Source organism: Alcanivorax sp. IL2 (assembly GCF_047495475.1).
In the GTDB taxonomy this organism is placed as follows: domain Bacteria; phylum Pseudomonadota; class Gammaproteobacteria; order Pseudomonadales; family Alcanivoracaceae; genus Alcanivorax.
This window is the reverse complement of record NZ_CP179932.1, coordinates 2,855,515-2,870,813: the sequence shown is the minus strand read 5'-3', so window position 1 is coordinate 2,870,813 and position 15,299 is coordinate 2,855,515. Positions and strand designations below refer to the sequence as shown.

The following is a 15,299-nucleotide window of genomic DNA, read 5'->3' as shown; positions in this document are numbered from 1 at the left end:
ACCAACGTCGAAGTTGGAGGGAAATAGGGAGCGAAGAGCCTGTTTCTGGAATAAAAACGTTAGCTTTTATGGGTTTTCGTGATTCAAGACCACGATAAAGAAACGATATTAAAGGGGATGTTTACCGTTCTCGGTGATTCGTTACCCAGGGTAACAAATAAAAGAAGATTTCATTTTAGTGTTATTTGTGAGCGTTGACACATTTGCTAAAGAATTCCATCGCAGAAAACACAGTAAGGTTTGTCCCGGCAGTGGACCCTGATCATGAAGACAAAAAAAGGGCGCCGTGTGGCGCCCTGAAGGGGAAGTCAGAGACAGAAATCAGAACACTTCGAACAGGCCAGCGGCACCCATGCCGCCGCCAATGCACATGGTCACTACCACATACTTCACCCCCCGGCGCTTGCCTTCGATCAGGGCATGGCCGGTCATACGGGCACCTGACATACCGTAGGGGTGGCCGATGGAGATGGCGCCGCCGTTCACATTGTATTTCTCCGGGTCGATGCCCAGGCGGTCGCGGCTGTACAGGCACTGACTGGCGAAGGCTTCGTTAAGCTCCCAGATGCCGATGTCATCCACGGTGAGACCGAAACGCTTGAGCAGCTTGGGTACCGCAAACACCGGGCCGATGCCCATCTCGTCCGGGTCACAGCCAGCGACAGCCATACCGCGGTAGGCCCCCAGTGGTTGCAGGCCCAGGCGCTCGGCTTCCTTCGCTTCCATCAGCACGCAGGCGCTGGCGCCGTCGGACAGCTGGGAAGCGTTACCGGCGGTGATGAAACCGCCTTCCTGTACCTGCTGGCCGCCCTTGAATACAGGCTGCAGGGACTGCAGGCCTTCCAGGGTGGTTTGCGGGCGATTGCCTTCGTCTTTGCCCAGGGTGACTTCCTGATCGGAAATCTCTTTGGTTTCCTTGTTCATCACCTTCATGACGGTGGTCATGGGGACGATCTCGTCATCGAATTTGCCCGCTTGCTGGGCGGCGGCGGTACGCATCTGTGACTGGAAGGCGTACTCGTCCTGGGCATCGCGGGATACGTTGTAGCGGTCGGCCACGATCTCGGCGGTTTCCAGCATGGACATATAGATGTCCGGGCGATGTTGCTTCAGCCAGGGGTCGGCGGCGCGGAAGGTGTTCATCTTGTCGTTCTGCACCAGGGAAATGGATTCCAGACCGCCGGCAACAGCCACATCCATATTATCGACGATGATTTCCTTGGCGGCAGTGGCAATGGCCATCAGGCCGGACGCGCACTGGCGGTCCATGGACATGCCGGACACGCTGGTGGGCAGGCCGGCACGCAGGGCGCACTGGCGAGCCACGTTGCCACTGGTGCTACCCTGCTGCAGGGCCGCGCCCATGATCACGTCCTGAATGGATTCCGGGTCGATGCCGGCGCGATCAACGGCGTGCTTGATGGCATGGCCCCCCAGCGCCTGGGCCTGGGTGTCGTTGAAGGCGCCCCGGTAAGCTTTGCCAATGGGGGTGCGGGCGGTGGAAACGATGACGGCTTCTCTCATGATGCCTCTCCAGATTGATATTCGGTCGGTGTCTCACTGCAGGAGCTTGCTTGCAGCCGGTTGTTGAGCTGCTGCGTCTAACCCAGCTTGATGCCTTTGGCCTGAGCGGCCTTGGTAAGAATCTTGGTCACATGATCGCCGCCGGCGAGAATTTCCCGGGCGTTGTCCATGTTGCCGATCTGTTCAAAATGGGCGGCGACGCCATCCACATTTCGCTCGTCTTCATTCAGGTAGACGCCTTCGCTTTCCATCAGGCGAACCATGGCGTAGCAGCCGGCGCCAGCCAGTACGATGCGGTGGGTGGGGGCGTTGTTACTACACAGGAACAGGACCGCCGGGGTGATTTCCTTGGGCTCCAGCATGGCCAGCACTTCCGGGGGCATCAGGTCTTCGGTCATGCGTGTGGCTGCAGTGGGTGCAATGCAGTTGACCTTGATGTCGTATTTTTCCCCTTCGATGCAGAGAGTGTTCATCAGTCCTGCCACGGCCATCTTGGCAGCGCCGTAGTTGGCCTGACCGAAGTTGCCGTACAGGCCGGAGGTGGACGTGGTCATGACGATACGGCCGTAGCCCTGTTCGCGCATGATCGGCCAGACTGCTCTGGTGCAGATCTCGGAGCCGGTCAGGTGAACGGCCACCACCTTGTCCCAGTCGTCCTGGGTCATTTTCACAAAGCTCTTGTCGCGCAAGATGCCGGCGTTGTTAACCAGCACATCAATGCGCCCCCAGGTGTCCATGGCCTGCTTTACCATGGCATCCACCTGTTCAGGGCTGGAGACATCGGCGCCGTTGGCAATCGCCTCACCACCAGCGGCCTGGATTTCGGCGACTACCTGCTCGGCAGCCTCGCTGGAACCACCACTGCCATCGCGGGCCCCGCCGAAGTCATTGACCACGACCTTGGCGCCGAGACGAGCCAGTTCTAGCGCATGGCATTTGCCCAGGCCGTTACCGGCGCCGGTGACAATGGCCACCTGATTGTCAAAACGGATTGTCATGTTTCTCTCTCCGGATGTTTTGTGAGTTGAAAGTAAAAGTTCAAAGTTGAAACGCGCGTAACGGCACTGCCAAACGATTGGCTCCAGTGCCGCGACGCAGGCGTTAACTGGCTGAACGTTTCAACTCACTGGAATAGGGCTGCGGGTAAAGGCGTTTCGTTCAGCACGCCTTCTCCCGCGCTTTTCAAATTTAAACTTTGAACTTTCAACTAATTATCGCCAGGCTCAGCCATTCGGCGATCAGAGCGGGTTTATCCTGCCCTTCGATTTCCACTTCCACACCATGGCGCAGTTGCCATTCTTTATCGGAGCGCTGCTTCACTTCCAACAGTGAGAATTTGCCGCGCACCTTGCTGCCTTCACGCACCGGGTTCATGAAACGCACCTTGTCGAAGCCGTAGTTGATGCCCATTACTTGCCCCTTGATGGTGGGCAGCACGTCCATGGCCATGGCGGACAGCAGCGACAGGGACAGAAAGCCGTGGGCGATGGTGGTGCCGAAAGGGCTTTCCTTTGCGGCCCGCGCCGGGTCCGTGTGGATCCATTGGGGATCTTCGGTCAACTCAGCAAAGCCGTCGATGCGCTGCTGGTCCACGGCTCGCCACTGGGACACGCCCACAGCTTCACCGGTTTTTGCCTGCAGTTCCTCAATCGTAATTTGCGCTCTGCTCATGCGGCTCTCCCTGTAGAGGCGCGAATGCGCCATATTTTCAGAATGTCATTTTAAAAATAATAGTATGAAAGCGGCGTAATTGGCCGTAAAGGGTGAAAAGCGCCACGAAGGGCGAGAATTCCGTCACTGCTGTGCGGGAGGGTCAATGGTGGGCGGGCCCGGTTATGTCACTATTTTCCGATAATATTGGTCTGCACCGTTATTGAGGAGCACCATGTCAGAACAAAGTGAAGCCCTGCTTACCGACCCCCGCGATGCCATTCTCGACGCGGCGGCCCTGTGTTTTATGGAGAGGGGTTTCAATGCCACCAGCATTGATGACATTGCCCGGCGTCTTTCTGCCACCAAGGGAATGGTATATCACTACTTCGACTCCAAGGCGCAGCTCTTCTTCGAAATTCATCATCGGGCCATGGATGCGCTTTTTGAAGAGCTGGAGCCGGTCGTCGGTTCCGGTCTGCCGGCCCCGGAACGTTTTACCGAAATGGCTCGCTGCTATGTGCGCACGCTGATTCGTACCCAGCCTTACCAGCGCACGGTCTCCGAAGCGGTGCAGATGTTGCTGCGCAGCAGCACCACCGAGGCCCAGCGGGCCCAGCTCGAGCGCCTGCAGGAACGACGCAAACGCTGCGAAGGGCTGTTCCTGACGGTGCTGGAAGAGGGCATTGCCAACGGCTCCATGCGTGCCGCACGCCCGAAGATGTCCATCAAACCCGTGTTTGGCGCCATGAACTCGGTGATCAACTGGTATCAACCCCGCGACACGGAAACGCCGGCACAACGGCAGGATGTGGTGGATGAGGTGGTGTTGGTGGCGCTGCGGGGAGTGATGAAAGGCAGTTAATAGTGAATAGTTAACAGCGCCGCGCGTCAGAGCGTAATGGTTTCAACGCAAAGAGGCCGCGCCCATCCCCTGGGCGCGGCCTCTTACGTTTGATAACAGCAACACATGATTCGTGTCGCTGTTAACTATTCACTGTTAACTGTTCACTTATTTCCCGCCTTTCAAGAAACCCGCAAACCGCTCCCTTGTATCCTCACTAAACATCCGCTCCGCAAACAGCACACTTTCCTTTTCGATCTGGGTCTTGATGGCTGTCTCGCTCTGGCGCAGTAGCTGCTTGGTCATGGCCATGGCGGCCGGGGATTTCTCGGCCAGCCGCTGTGCCAGGGTCAGGGCGGTGGTCTCCAGTTCCTCCGGGGTTACCCGGTAGGCCACCAGGCCGCAGCGTTCGGCTTCCTGGGCACTCAGGGTATCGCCGGCCAGTAGCAGGCGGTTGGCATTCTGGCGGCCTATCAGGGCGGGGAGCAGCAGGCTGGAACCCGCTTCCGGCACCAGCCCCAAGTTAATGAATGCGGTCTGGAAGCGGGCATCGTCGGCGGCTACCACCAGGTCCGCATGGAGCAGCAGGGTGGTGCCGATGCCAGTGGCGTTGCCCTGCACGCCAATCACCACGGGCTTGTCCAGGGCCATCAGGGCGTGCACCAGCACCATGGCAGGGCTGAGAGTGCCGTTGTCCCGGCTGGCCGGGTCCGCATTGAGGAAATCGCCGATATCGTTGCCGGCGCACCAGGCGCGGCCGTTGCCGGTGAGCAGTAACACATGCAGATCGTCCCTTTCTGCCAGGTGGTTCACCGCACGGGTCAGGTCCTGGTACATGCTGGCGGTCATGGCATTGAGCTTGTCCGCTCGATCCAGCGTTAGATGCAGGACAGCACCCTTTTCCCTGGCCTGCACAAAGCCGCTGCTGAAGGTCAGATCTGTCATAAGGGCGCTCCGGCTGTTAGGTGTGAGGGTCGACGATATCGAAACGTTATTTCGAATAACAGTAAAATCGCCATGCAGCATATTCATTCTGCCGGATTCAAAATATCAATTTCACTAACTCAAGGGGGTGCACTAGGCTGGGGTCATTGCTATTCGATCTCTTGCCCGTTGTAAGGATTCCACATGGCCCAGTTCTATCTTGTCCGTCACGGACAGGCATCGTTCGGCACCGACAACTATGACCGCCTCTCGGAACTCGGCCATCAGCAGGCTCGCTGGCTGGGGGAGTATTTCGCCGAACGGGACATGGGTTTCGACGCGCTGCTGTCGGGAGACCTGGTGCGCCACCGGGAAACCGGCGCGGGCATCTGTGAAGGGCTGGGCGTGGCGTTACCGGAAGATATTCACGCCGGGCTTAATGAGTTCGATTTCCAGTCTATCGTCGATGCCTACCTGACCCAGTACCCGGAACAGGCCCCCGGTGAAGGGGCGCCAGTGGCGGCATTCTACAAGGCGCTGAAAACGGCCATGAAGCACTGGCGTCTGGACGAGCTCACCGGTGATCTACCGGAAACCTGGCAGTCCTTTTCTGACCGGGTGCTGGCGGCCCGCAACCATATCCAGAAAGAGTACAGCGACAAGGACCGCGTTCTGATCGTCAGCTCCGGTGGCGCCATGGCCATGTTTCTCAAGCATGCCCTCAACGCCGCCGATGACACCGTGGTGGAACTGAATCTGCAAATTCGCAACAGCAGCGTGACCCACGGCTTTTTTAATAACAAGGTGGTGCGCATGGCCAGTTTTAACAATGTGCCGCACCTGGATCGTCCGGATCGCTTTGAAGCCATTACTTACTTTTAACGCAGCACAAAGACTGTAACGAATAAGCAAACAAGGGAGAGCTACATGGATTTTCAATACACAGAAAAAGTGCAGGACCTGATCAACCAGGTACGTCATTTCATCAATACCGAGATTCGCCCGGTGGAAGGGCTTTATCACGAACAGCTGGAAAAAAGCCCGTGGGAAACCCCGCCGGTAATGGAAGAGCTGAAAGAGAAAGCCCGGGCCAAGGGGCTGTGGAATCTGTTCCTGCCCAAGGAATACGGGGATTACAGTGCCGGTCTTAGCAATCTGGAATACGCGCCGCTGGCCGAGGAAATGGGCCGTAGCCGTATTGCCTCGGAAGCCTTTAATTGCGCCGCGCCGGATACCGGCAATATGGAAGTGCTGGCCAAGTACGGCAATGAGCAGCAGAAGAAAGACTGGCTGCAACCGCTGCTGGAAGGCCGTATCCGCAGTGCCTTTGCCATGACCGAGCCGGAAGTGGCGTCGTCCGACGCCACCAATATCGAAACCCGCATTGAGCGTGACGGCGACGACTACGTGATCAATGGCCGCAAGTTCTATATCAGCGGTGCCATGCGCAAGACCTGCGAAATCATGATCGTGATGGGCAAGACCGATCCGGACAATCCGAATCGCCATGCGCAGCAGTCACAGATTCTGGTGCCCACCAACACTCCCGGGGTGAATATTGTGCGCCCGATGCAGGTGTTTGGTTACAACGACGCACCGGAAGGTCATGCGGAAGTGGTCTTCGACAACGTGCGGGTGCCCAAGGAAAACATGATTCTGGGTGAAGGCCGTGGCTTTGAAATCGCCCAGGGTCGCCTGGGGCCGGGCCGTATCCACCATTGCATGCGTCTGATCGGTGCTGCCCAGGAGTCCTTCGAGCTGATGGCCAAGCGCGTCAACGAGCGTGTGGTATTCGGCCAGCCCATGAGCAAGCAGGGCTCGGTGCGTGAAGATCTGGCTCGTTCCTACTGCGAAATCGAGCAGGCACGGCTGATGACCTTGAAGGCGGCAGACACCATGGACCGCGAAGGTAACAAAGTCGCCAAGGATTTGATCGCTATGATCAAGGTGGTTGCACCCAATATGGCGTTAAATGTGATTGATCGGGCGATTCAGGTCCACGGGGCGGCGGGGCTGAGCCAGGATATTCCGCTGGTCAACTTCTTCAGCTATGCCCGCACCTTGCGGCTGGCGGATGGACCGGATCAGGTGCACATGATGCAGCTGGGCCGCAACCTGGCCAAATACTTCGCCTGAGAAGCGGTGTTTGCCCGGGGTGTTTATTGCACTCCGGGCTTTGCCTATTGCGCAGCAAACAGAATAACAGGAGAGCTCCATGTCCCAGGTGGATACGCTGGATACACAGAAACTGGCCGAATACCTTGAACAGCAAATCGATGGCTTCAAGGGGCCCATCGAGGCTGACAAGTTCGAAGGCGGTCAGTCCAACCCCACCTTCAAGATCACCACACCGTCCGGTGCTTATGTGTTGCGCCGGCAGCCGCCGGGCAAGCTGCTCAAGTCAGCCCATGCGGTGGATCGCGAGTTCCGCGTCATGGCGGCACTGAAAGACACGGATGTGCCGGTGCCACGGGTACTGCATCTGTGCGAAGACAGGGACGTAATCGGTTCCATGTTCTACGTGATGGAGTTCTGTGAAGGCCGCATTCTGTGGGGCGCCTCGTTGCCGGAAGCCGGCGAGGGGGAGTCAGGCAATGCTACCCGTGCGGCCATGTACGAAGAAATGAACCGGGTGCTGGCGGCCCTGCACAGTGTGGATCTGGACAAGGTTGGCCTGGCGGATTACGGCAAGCCCGGCAACTACTTCGAGCGGCAACTGGGTCGCTGGACCCAGCAGTACGAAGCCTCCAAGTTGCAGGACATCCCTGCTATGGACGAGTTGATCGCCTGGCTGCAGGCCAACCAGCCGGAAGACGATGGCCAGGTATCCCTGGTGCATGGCGACTATCGGCTGGACAACATGATGTGGCACCCCAGCGAACCCAAGGTCATCGCTGTGCTGGACTGGGAGCTGTCCACCCTGGGACATCCGCTGGCGGACCTGGCCTACCAGTGTATGGGGATGCGCATGCCACAGCGGGGCGCCAAGATGGCGGGCCTGCAGGGGGTTGACCGCAAGGCACTGGGGATCCCCACGGAAAAAGAGTATGTCGATCAGTACTGCCAGCGTCGCGGCATCGACCGCATCGACAACTGGGAATTCTATCTGGCCTTCAGTTTCTTCCGTCTTGCTGCCATCTGTCAGGGTGTGGCGAAACGGGCCGTGGATGGTAATGCCTCGAGTAAGGAGGCTGCTCAGGTCGGTGCGCTGGTCGAGCCGCTGGCGTCCATGGCCGTGCAGATTATCAAAGAAGGGGCGTAAAGCCTCATTGTAGGAGCCATGCTGGCATGGCGAATTGGTTGTCGTTCCGGTTCGCCATGCCAGCATGGCTCCTACAGCATTATTTTTGCTTTTTATCGGGAGAGTAGTAATGAGTACCACCCTTTTTAATCTTGAGGGCAAGATTGCCCTGGTCACCGGCGCCAGCCGCGGGATTGGTGAAGAGATTGCCAGACTGCTGGCGGAGCAGGGCGCCCACGTGATCGTCTCCAGCCGCAAGATCGATGGCTGTCAGGCGGTGGCAGACGCGATCCAGGCAGACGGCGGCAGTGCGGAAGCCTTCCCCTGCCATATCGGCGAAATGGCACAGATCCAGGCGATCTTTTCCCATATCCGCGAGACTCACGGCAAGCTGGATATTCTCGTCAACAACGCCGCAGCCAATCCCTTCTTTGGGCACATTCTGGACACCCCGGTAGATGCCTTCGACAAGACCGTGGATGTGAACCTGCGCGGCTACTTCTACATGTCCGTGGAAGGCGCCAAGCTGATGCGCGAACATGGCGGTGGTGCCATCGTGAACACCGCTTCGGTGAATGGCCTCACTCCGGGCGACATGCAGGCTATCTATTCGATCTCCAAGGCGGCAGTGATCAGCATGACCAAATCTTTCGCCCAGGAATGCGCCCCGTTCAATGTGCGGGTCAATGCCTTGCTGCCGGGCCTCACCAAAACCAAGTTCGCCGGTGCCCTGTTCACCAACGAGGACATCTACGATTCCGCCATCAGCCAGATCCCCATGCGTCGCCATGCCGACCCGAAAGAGATGGCGGGCACCGTGCTGTATCTGGTCTCCGATGCGTCCAGTTATGTGACCGGGGAATGCGTTGTTGTTGATGGTGGGATGACCATCTAATAGATACGAGATACGAGCTACGAGCTACGAGCTACGAGCCACGAGCCACGAGCTACAAGCTACAAGCTACAAGCTACAAGCTACAAGCTACAAGCTACAAGCTACAAGCTAGAATTGGGAAAGCCAAAGAGTTCCTGAATTTGGTGTTTTCTTTTCACCTGGAAGCGCGGGCAATGCGTAATTTGGTTAGCACGGCCATGCCCGTGTTGTGGCTTGAAGCTTGAGGCTTGTAGCTGTTCGACGAAGGAGAACACAATGGATCCAATTCTGGATTTTACCGGCAAGACAGCGCTGATTACCGGTGCGGCCAGTGGTTTTGGCAAGTTGCTGGCCGAAGAGCTGGGCAAACGCGGTGCGGCGCTGGTGTTGGGGGATATCAATATGGATGCCCTGAACACGCAAGCCGAAGCGCTGGCCGATCAGGGCGTTAAAGTGGCGGCGTTGCGTTGTGATGTGTCCAGTGAAGCGGACTGCAAGGCCATGGTGGAAACCGCGCTGGCGCAGTTTGGCCACCTGGATATGGCGGTGAACAATGCCGGCATCGCCCACGGTTTTATTCCTTTCGATCAACTCACCGAGGAAGTGCTGGACCAGCAGGTGAACGTGAATGTGAAAGGGGTGATGTTCGGCATGAAGCACCAGATTGCTGCCATGAAGGAAAACGGCGGTAGCATCGTCAACGTGAGCTCCATGGCCGGGCTGGGTGGGGCGCCGAAAATTGGTGCTTACTCCGCCGCCAAGCATGCGGTGATCGGGTTGACCAAAACCGCTGCGGTGGAAGTGGCAAAGCGCAATATCCGTGTCAATGCGATCTGCCCGTTCTACACCCATACGCCCATGGTGGACGAGGGCAACCTGTCTGAAGACAAGGCGGCGATGCATGCCATGCTGGCGTCCGGTTGCCCCATGAAGCGGCTAGGTCAGCCGGAAGAAATCGTCACTGTTATGTTGATGATGTTGTCTCCGGCCAATAGTTACATGAATGGTCAGGCCATTGCCGTGGATGGTGGCGTGTCTGCGTTCTGATTGTGGTTGGCAAGAAAAGCCCCGGTGCCGTTTTCGCGGCCGGGGCTTTTTTATGTTCGCAAACACCCATGGTTTTCCATGACGTAGCACGTAGGGTGCACTGAGCCTAAGGCGAACTGCACCGATCCGGCGTTTGATGGTGCAGTTCGCCTTAGGCTCAGTGCACCCTACGCAATCTGTGGCGACGGTCAGGGGTTAAGCTTTAAGGCTCTGCCATCAGGCATCCAGCCCCGCAAGCCGCCTGACACCTTAACCAAGAGCAGGTCGCTTCGGTCCACGCTGCCTGGGTTTTGTAGGAGCGCCGCTTGAGGCGCGAACACACCGCCTACCACGAAGCCGCGTAGGGGGCTGCTACCAGTCCAGGGTAAAACCGGCGTAGTAACCGGTACCCGGGCCGGGCTCGAAGTAGCCGCGATTTTCCACCGGCCGGTCGCTGTTCGCATTGATGCGCAGGTTACTGTAATAGTCGCGATCCAGCAGATTGTCGATGCTGGCAAACAGGGTCAGCGTTTGTCGATTCAGTGTCCATGCCTTGCCGCCCCGTACGTTCACCAGCCACTCGCTGCCGACCCTTGTGCGATTGGTATTTTCCGCATAGCGGTGGCTGCCGAGTAGCGATTCCACTGACGCAAACAGACCGTTATCGGCCTGCCAGTCAATCTCCGCAAACAGTTGGTGCTGCGGGATACCGGGTAGCCGTTCGCCGCTGACATCCACATTCTGCTGCGTGTCGAAAAACTCCTGGAAACGAAAGTCGGACCAGGTCCACGACAGGGCCAGGGTAAGCTGGTCTGTGGTGGCGTGTTCCAGGCCCAGCTCCAGGCCATCGCGGCGTGTCTGGCCGGCGTTTTGGTAAAAGGTGCGACCGCCGATTTCGTAGGGAGTGATTTCATCATCCACATCCACCCGGAACAGGGCTGCTTCGTAAAAGAGCCGATCGCCCAGTGCACCACGGGCGCCCACCTCCCGGTTCAGTGCGGTTTGCGGTTCCAGGTCCGGATTGAACCCCCCCGCTCCGGAAGGGTTAGCCAGTTCGGTAAAGGTGGGGCTTTCGAAGGCAGAACTGACCGTTGTGTAGAGTGTGTGCGCGGGGCTGACTTGCCAGCTTAGCCCCGCGCTGTAGCTGTTTTCTGCAAACTCCCGGCGACCACTGTCGTTGCCATCAGTCAGCAATGCATCGTCGATGGTCATGCGCAGCCGATCTGCCCGGCCACCGATTGTGAGCATAACGCTATCTGACAAGTGACTGTCCAGTTGCAGAAAAATACCGTCGGCGCTGGCCTGTTGGTCTTCGTCGGCGGTGACGGCAGTGATGTTGCCAGTGGGGCTGACCGCCTGGCGACCGCGGTCGTCTTCCTGACGATCCATATCGACGCCCAGTAACAGACGGTGCGGTATCAATACGGTAAAGGGCAGGGTGTAATCCAGCCGAGCGCCGTAAAACAGCCGCTGGTAATCAATCAGGCTGCTGCCGGGGAAGGGCAGTTGCTGGCGAAAATCCCGTTGGCTGATAAAGGCGCGGGCATTGAGCAGCCCGTTGGCGAAGGCGTCATCACGATAATGCAGCCCCAGACGTTGCTGGTCGACCTGCTGACCGGCATTCAGCCGGGAGGCAAAGCGGCTGGCTTGCCGCCGATCCTGGTGGGCCTGTTGGCGGGTCAAGCCCCCCGGGTCCTGGGCAACGGGGGTATCCATGGCGGTGAGAAAGACTGTGACCGTGCGGGTGTCCGCAAGATCCCAGCCGGCCTGGCCGGTGAACTGATATTTACGAACCTCGCTCTGTTCGCGAAAACCCGGGTAATCCAGAGCTGTCAGGCTGAGAGCGTGATGGCCCTGATCATGACGGCCTGTGGTCTGCACATTGGCTTGTTTCAGCCCGTGGCTGCCGCCGACCAGCGATACGCTGGCACTATCATTGCGGGTTTTTCCGGATTGCGTGGTGATGTCCACCACGCCACCGGTGGCGTTGCCGTAGAACAGCGAGCTTGGGCCTCGCAGTACCGTGAGTTGTTCCACTGCAAACAGGTCGATGCTGTCCAGTTGCGACTGGCCGTCCGGCAGGGTTTCCGGGAAACCGTCCACATTCAGGCGCAGCCCCCTGACCCCGAAGGGGGCACGGGAACCAAAACCCCGTGATGACAGGCGCAAGCCCTGGGCGAAGTTGTAACGGTTCTGCAGATAAAGCCCCGGGACACGGTTGAGGCTTTCATCCAGTTGCAGACGGGGCTGGCCCAGTTTGCTCCCTGCGTCTACCACCGTAACAGCGGCTGGTGTGTCGGCCAGAGGCCTTTCCATACGGGTACTGGTAACGGTCACCGGTTCCAGGGTTGCCGGTTCGGCAAACAGTGACAGCGGAACCAGCAGAGGAAAAACGGTTAAATGCAGACACTTCATGAATGACATCCCATGGTTGCTACTGTTCTACAGGACGTCGTCGTGGAAGCAAGTGAATAAACGCAGAAATCGGTGGGCAGATTGAGCCTCAGGCGAACTGCACCGATCAGGCGCCCGAATGGTGCGGTTCGCCTGAGGCTCAGTGCACCCTGCATATTGCGTGGAGCATGAAGCGTGGTGCGTGCTGGGTCTGCCAATAAAAAAGGCCGCATAAAGCGGCCCTGAAGAGGAGAGAAACAGAATGTATCAGTGGGCTTTCTTGCCCTTGCGTTGGCTGGCCTGGGCATGTTGCTCGGTGAGCAGGCCTTCGGCGCCGAACAGCTTTTCCCGCCACTCGTCCAGCAACGCGTCGGTGTCGTGCTGGGAGGGGTGGAAGTCGCGCTTGAAGAAATCCAGGTACTGGGGCGCCAGCTTGGTGAACAGGCCCTTGCGACCGAACAGGAACTTGATGCCGTTCCAGTTGTTTTTCACGTTCAGCAGGCGGCCATCGGAGGCCAGCATGCGAGCCTGAAATACGCCCAATACGGCGAAGAAAAGCACCGTGGTAGGAATCATGGCACCGGCACGGATGGCATAGCTGCCACTGACTTTTTCGTAAACGTCATAGGCAACGGTCTTGTGTTCGTTCTCTTCCAGCGCGTGCCACAACCACAGTTTTGCGGTGGCATCGTCGAGAATGCGGGCCTGGTGCTCCGGCTCACGCAGCAGCTGCTCGGCGATGATGGCAGTGTAGTGCTCCAGGCACACGGTGGCCGCCAGCTGGAAAATCTTGGGGGTGCGTTTCTGCACCAGGCCAAGCAGCTTGCCCAGCGACTTGTCCAGCTTGTCGGTGGGGTAGCCGAATTTCACGCCCATCTCGTTCCAGGCTTCATGCTCTTTACTGTGCATGGCTTCCTGGCCAATAAAGCCCGCTACCTGAGCTTTCAGTTTGGCGTCGGTAACCTCTTTGCGGTAGTGGCGCACGGAGTCCACGAAGAAGGCTTCGCCTTCCGGGAACAGGGCAGACAGGCTCAACCAGAAAGCGCTCAGGAAGGGGTCGTTATCGTAGAAATAGCGCGCCGTGGTCTTGTCGTCGAACTGGAAGTCCAGACGACGAGGGGGGATGTTCACGGTGGCGCCCAGCGGCACCTTCTGTGCGCTCTGCTGACCGGCCTTGATGTTGCTCGATGCTGTTGTTGTCATGCGTCCTCCTGGTCCCGACCGGTTATGACCGGTGGATGTCAAACTGTGACATTAAAGAATGTCACGATACTCAGGGTTACAGCAGGACAGGTAAATGGCACTTTCGCGCCCCGGACGGGGCGCTAGTGCCAGTACACAAAACAGGCCACTTTGTGTCCGTAAATGACGGGTGAAGCTTTGGGCCGGGATCAGCCCGGCAGGAACAGGGATTGGGTCTCCAGGAACTCTTCCAGTCCGAAGCGGCCCCATTCGCGACCGTTACCGGATTGCTTATAGCCGCCAAAGGCACCCTGCAGATCCGGGCCTGCTCCGTTGATATGCACCATTCCGGTACGTAATCGGGCTGCCACCGCGCGGGCTGCGCTGTCCTCCCCGAACACATAACCAGAGAGGCCATAGTCCGAGTCGTTGGCGATGGTCACTGCCTCGTCCACATCCTGATAGGGGATCATCACCAATACCGGGCCGAAGATTTCCTCGCGGCCAATGGTCATGGTGTTGCTGACTTGGCTGAAGACAGTGGGGCGGGCGAAATAGCCGGCTTCCAGTCCCTCCGGCTTGCCGGTGCCGCCGGCAACCAGTTTAGCCCCTTCTTCCACGCCTTTTTCGATCATGGATTGCACCCGCTGGTACTGGCGGCCATTGGCAATGGGGCCGATTACGGTGCCTTCGTCCTGCGGGTCGCCCGCCACAATCGTGCTGCAGGCTTCGGCGGCAATAGCCTCTGCCTCCGCCAGCTGCTCGGCGTGCACCAGCATCCGCGAGGGCGCGTTACAGCTCTGGCCGGTGTTGTTCATCATTGCCCGCACCCCGTGGGTAACGGCCTTTTGCAGGTCACAACCGGGCAGCAGGATGTTGGCGGATTTGCCGCCCAGCTCCAGGGAGACCCGCTTGATGGTGGCGGCGGCCTCGCGGCTGACGGACTCGCCGGCCCGGGTGGAGCCGGTGAGTGACACCACATCAATACGCGGGTCACTGGACAGCAGCGGACCAACCTGGGCGCCATCACCATGGACCATATTGAACACCCCGGCCGGCAGGCCCGCTCCGTCAATGATCTCGGCCAAAATCTGTGCCGACAGCGGGGCAAACTCACTGGGCTTGAGCACCATGGTGCAGCCGGCGGCGATGGCTGGTGCCACCTTGCACATGACTTGGTTCATGGGCCAGTTCCAGGGTGTGATCAGAGCACAGACCCCGGCAGCGGCCCGCCGAATCTGCGCCTGGCCGAGCTGTTCTTCAAAGGGGTAATCCCGAGCCACGGCCAGGGTAGTTTTCAGATGGCCGAGGCCCATGGGGGCCTGCACCTTGCGCGCCAGACTGATGGGCGCGCCCATTTCCTGGCTGATGGCCTGGGCGATCTCTTCCAGTCGCGCCTGGTAACCCTCGGCAATCTTTTCCAGGTAGCCCAGCCGGGTTTCCAGTGGCTCGGCGCTGAACGCCGGAAAGGCCGCCGCGGCGGCACTAATGGCGGCATCGATATCCGCTGCGCCGCCCATGGCCAGCTCACCCAAGGGACTTTCCGTGGCCGGGTTGATCACGGTATGACTGCTGGCGCCATCAGCCGGGTTGACCCATTCACCATTGATATAGAACTGTTGCAGCGAGCCCATGGGGAT

General features: G+C 58.7%; 13 protein-coding genes. 6 read left to right on the top strand and 7 right to left on the bottom strand.

Annotation, left to right across the window (positions count from 1 at the left end):
• Positions 1 to 321: 321 nt before the first annotated feature.
• The 3 genes from ACMG4N_RS13265 to ACMG4N_RS13255 form a co-directional block, all read right to left on the bottom strand.
• On the bottom strand, positions 322 to 1,524 hold the full coding sequence (locus ACMG4N_RS13265) for an acetyl-CoA C-acyltransferase (protein ID WP_414432044.1): 1,203 nt from the start codon (positions 1,522 to 1,524) through the stop codon (positions 322 to 324).
• Positions 1,525 to 1,601: 77 nt separating this feature from the next.
• Positions 1,602 to 2,522 (bottom strand): SDR family oxidoreductase, encoded by a 921-nt coding sequence (locus ACMG4N_RS13260; protein WP_414432043.1) that lies wholly within the window; start codon positions 2,520 to 2,522, stop codon positions 1,602 to 1,604.
• Between the two features lie 205 nt (positions 2,523 to 2,727).
• Positions 2,728 to 3,195: a MaoC family dehydratase gene (locus ACMG4N_RS13255; RefSeq protein WP_414432042.1), complete on the bottom strand. Its 468-nt coding sequence runs from the start codon at positions 3,193 to 3,195 to the stop codon at positions 2,728 to 2,730.
• Between the two features lie 214 nt (positions 3,196 to 3,409).
• On the opposite strand from ACMG4N_RS13255, the gene ACMG4N_RS13250 reads away from it, so the two are divergent.
• Positions 3,410 to 4,039: a TetR/AcrR family transcriptional regulator gene (locus tag ACMG4N_RS13250; RefSeq protein ID WP_297768976.1), complete on the top strand. Its 630-nt coding sequence runs from the start codon at positions 3,410 to 3,412 to the stop codon at positions 4,037 to 4,039.
• Between the two features lie 147 nt (positions 4,040 to 4,186).
• On the opposite strand, the gene ACMG4N_RS13245 is transcribed toward ACMG4N_RS13250, so the two are convergent.
• On the bottom strand, positions 4,187 to 4,963 hold the full coding sequence (locus ACMG4N_RS13245; RefSeq protein ID WP_414432040.1) for an enoyl-CoA hydratase/isomerase family protein: 777 nt from the start codon (positions 4,961 to 4,963) through the stop codon (positions 4,187 to 4,189).
• 183 nt (positions 4,964 to 5,146) lie between these two features.
• Between ACMG4N_RS13245 and ACMG4N_RS13240 the strand changes: the two genes are divergently transcribed.
• The 5 genes from ACMG4N_RS13240 to ACMG4N_RS13220 all read left to right on the top strand — a co-directional run bounded on the left by ACMG4N_RS13240 (position 5,147) and on the right by ACMG4N_RS13220 (position 10,104).
• Positions 5,147 to 5,824 (top strand): histidine phosphatase family protein, encoded by a 678-nt coding sequence (locus tag ACMG4N_RS13240; RefSeq protein WP_335627548.1) that lies wholly within the window; start codon positions 5,147 to 5,149, stop codon positions 5,822 to 5,824.
• Between the two features lie 45 nt (positions 5,825 to 5,869).
• On the top strand, positions 5,870 to 7,078 hold the full coding sequence (locus ACMG4N_RS13235) for an acyl-CoA dehydrogenase family protein (RefSeq protein ID WP_414432038.1): 1,209 nt from the start codon (positions 5,870 to 5,872) through the stop codon (positions 7,076 to 7,078).
• Positions 7,079 to 7,157: 79 nt separating this feature from the next.
• Positions 7,158 to 8,204, top strand: coding sequence for a phosphotransferase family protein (locus ACMG4N_RS13230; protein WP_414432037.1), 1,047 nt, complete (start codon positions 7,158 to 7,160; stop codon positions 8,202 to 8,204).
• Positions 8,205 to 8,313: 109 nt separating this feature from the next.
• Positions 8,314 to 9,078, top strand: a complete 765-nt coding sequence (locus ACMG4N_RS13225; protein ID WP_297768992.1) for an SDR family oxidoreductase — start codon at positions 8,314 to 8,316, stop codon at positions 9,076 to 9,078.
• 255 nt (positions 9,079 to 9,333) lie between these two features.
• Positions 9,334 to 10,104: an SDR family NAD(P)-dependent oxidoreductase gene (locus ACMG4N_RS13220; protein WP_335627546.1), complete on the top strand. Its 771-nt coding sequence runs from the start codon at positions 9,334 to 9,336 to the stop codon at positions 10,102 to 10,104.
• Positions 10,105 to 10,455: 351 nt separating this feature from the next.
• Here ACMG4N_RS13220 and ACMG4N_RS13215 read toward each other — a convergent pair whose 3' ends face one another.
• The 3 genes from ACMG4N_RS13215 to ACMG4N_RS13205 all read right to left on the bottom strand — a co-directional run bounded on the left by ACMG4N_RS13215 (position 10,456) and on the right by ACMG4N_RS13205 (position 15,293).
• Positions 10,456 to 12,498 (bottom strand): TonB-dependent receptor family protein, encoded by a 2,043-nt coding sequence (locus ACMG4N_RS13215; protein ID WP_414432035.1) that lies wholly within the window; start codon positions 12,496 to 12,498, stop codon positions 10,456 to 10,458.
• Positions 12,499 to 12,744: 246 nt separating this feature from the next.
• The gene (locus ACMG4N_RS13210) at positions 12,745 to 13,680 is read right to left on the bottom strand and encodes a metal-dependent hydrolase (RefSeq protein WP_414432034.1); all 936 of its coding nucleotides are present in this window, start codon (positions 13,678 to 13,680) and stop codon (positions 12,745 to 12,747) included.
• Positions 13,681 to 13,868: 188 nt separating this feature from the next.
• Positions 13,869 to 15,293, bottom strand: a complete 1,425-nt coding sequence (locus ACMG4N_RS13205; protein ID WP_414432032.1) for an aldehyde dehydrogenase family protein — start codon at positions 15,291 to 15,293, stop codon at positions 13,869 to 13,871.
• Between the last annotated feature and the right edge of the window lie 6 nt (positions 15,294 to 15,299).

Coding starts and splice junctions, on each gene's coding strand:
- ACMG4N_RS13260 (WP_414432043.1), bottom strand. CDS start 2,522: ATGACAATCCGTTTTGACAATCAGGTGGCCATTGTCACCGGCGCCGGT.
- ACMG4N_RS13205 (WP_414432032.1), bottom strand. CDS start 15,293: ATGGGCTCGCTGCAACAGTTCTATATCAATGGTGAATGGGTCAACCCG.
- ACMG4N_RS13255 (WP_414432042.1), bottom strand. CDS start 3,195: ATGAGCAGAGCGCAAATTACGATTGAGGAACTGCAGGCAAAAACCGGT.
- ACMG4N_RS13265 (WP_414432044.1), bottom strand. CDS start 1,524: ATGAGAGAAGCCGTCATCGTTTCCACCGCCCGCACCCCCATTGGCAAA.
- ACMG4N_RS13250 (WP_297768976.1), top strand. CDS start 3,410: ATGTCAGAACAAAGTGAAGCCCTGCTTACCGACCCCCGCGATGCCATT.
- ACMG4N_RS13210 (WP_414432034.1), bottom strand. CDS start 13,680: ATGACAACAACAGCATCGAGCAACATCAAGGCCGGTCAGCAGAGCGCA.
- ACMG4N_RS13235 (WP_414432038.1), top strand. CDS start 5,870: ATGGATTTTCAATACACAGAAAAAGTGCAGGACCTGATCAACCAGGTA.
- ACMG4N_RS13215 (WP_414432035.1), bottom strand. CDS start 12,498: ATGAAGTGTCTGCATTTAACCGTTTTTCCTCTGCTGGTTCCGCTGTCA.
- ACMG4N_RS13245 (WP_414432040.1), bottom strand. CDS start 4,963: ATGACAGATCTGACCTTCAGCAGCGGCTTTGTGCAGGCCAGGGAAAAG.
- ACMG4N_RS13225 (WP_297768992.1), top strand. CDS start 8,314: ATGAGTACCACCCTTTTTAATCTTGAGGGCAAGATTGCCCTGGTCACC.
- ACMG4N_RS13220 (WP_335627546.1), top strand. CDS start 9,334: ATGGATCCAATTCTGGATTTTACCGGCAAGACAGCGCTGATTACCGGT.
- ACMG4N_RS13230 (WP_414432037.1), top strand. CDS start 7,158: ATGTCCCAGGTGGATACGCTGGATACACAGAAACTGGCCGAATACCTT.
- ACMG4N_RS13240 (WP_335627548.1), top strand. CDS start 5,147: ATGGCCCAGTTCTATCTTGTCCGTCACGGACAGGCATCGTTCGGCACC.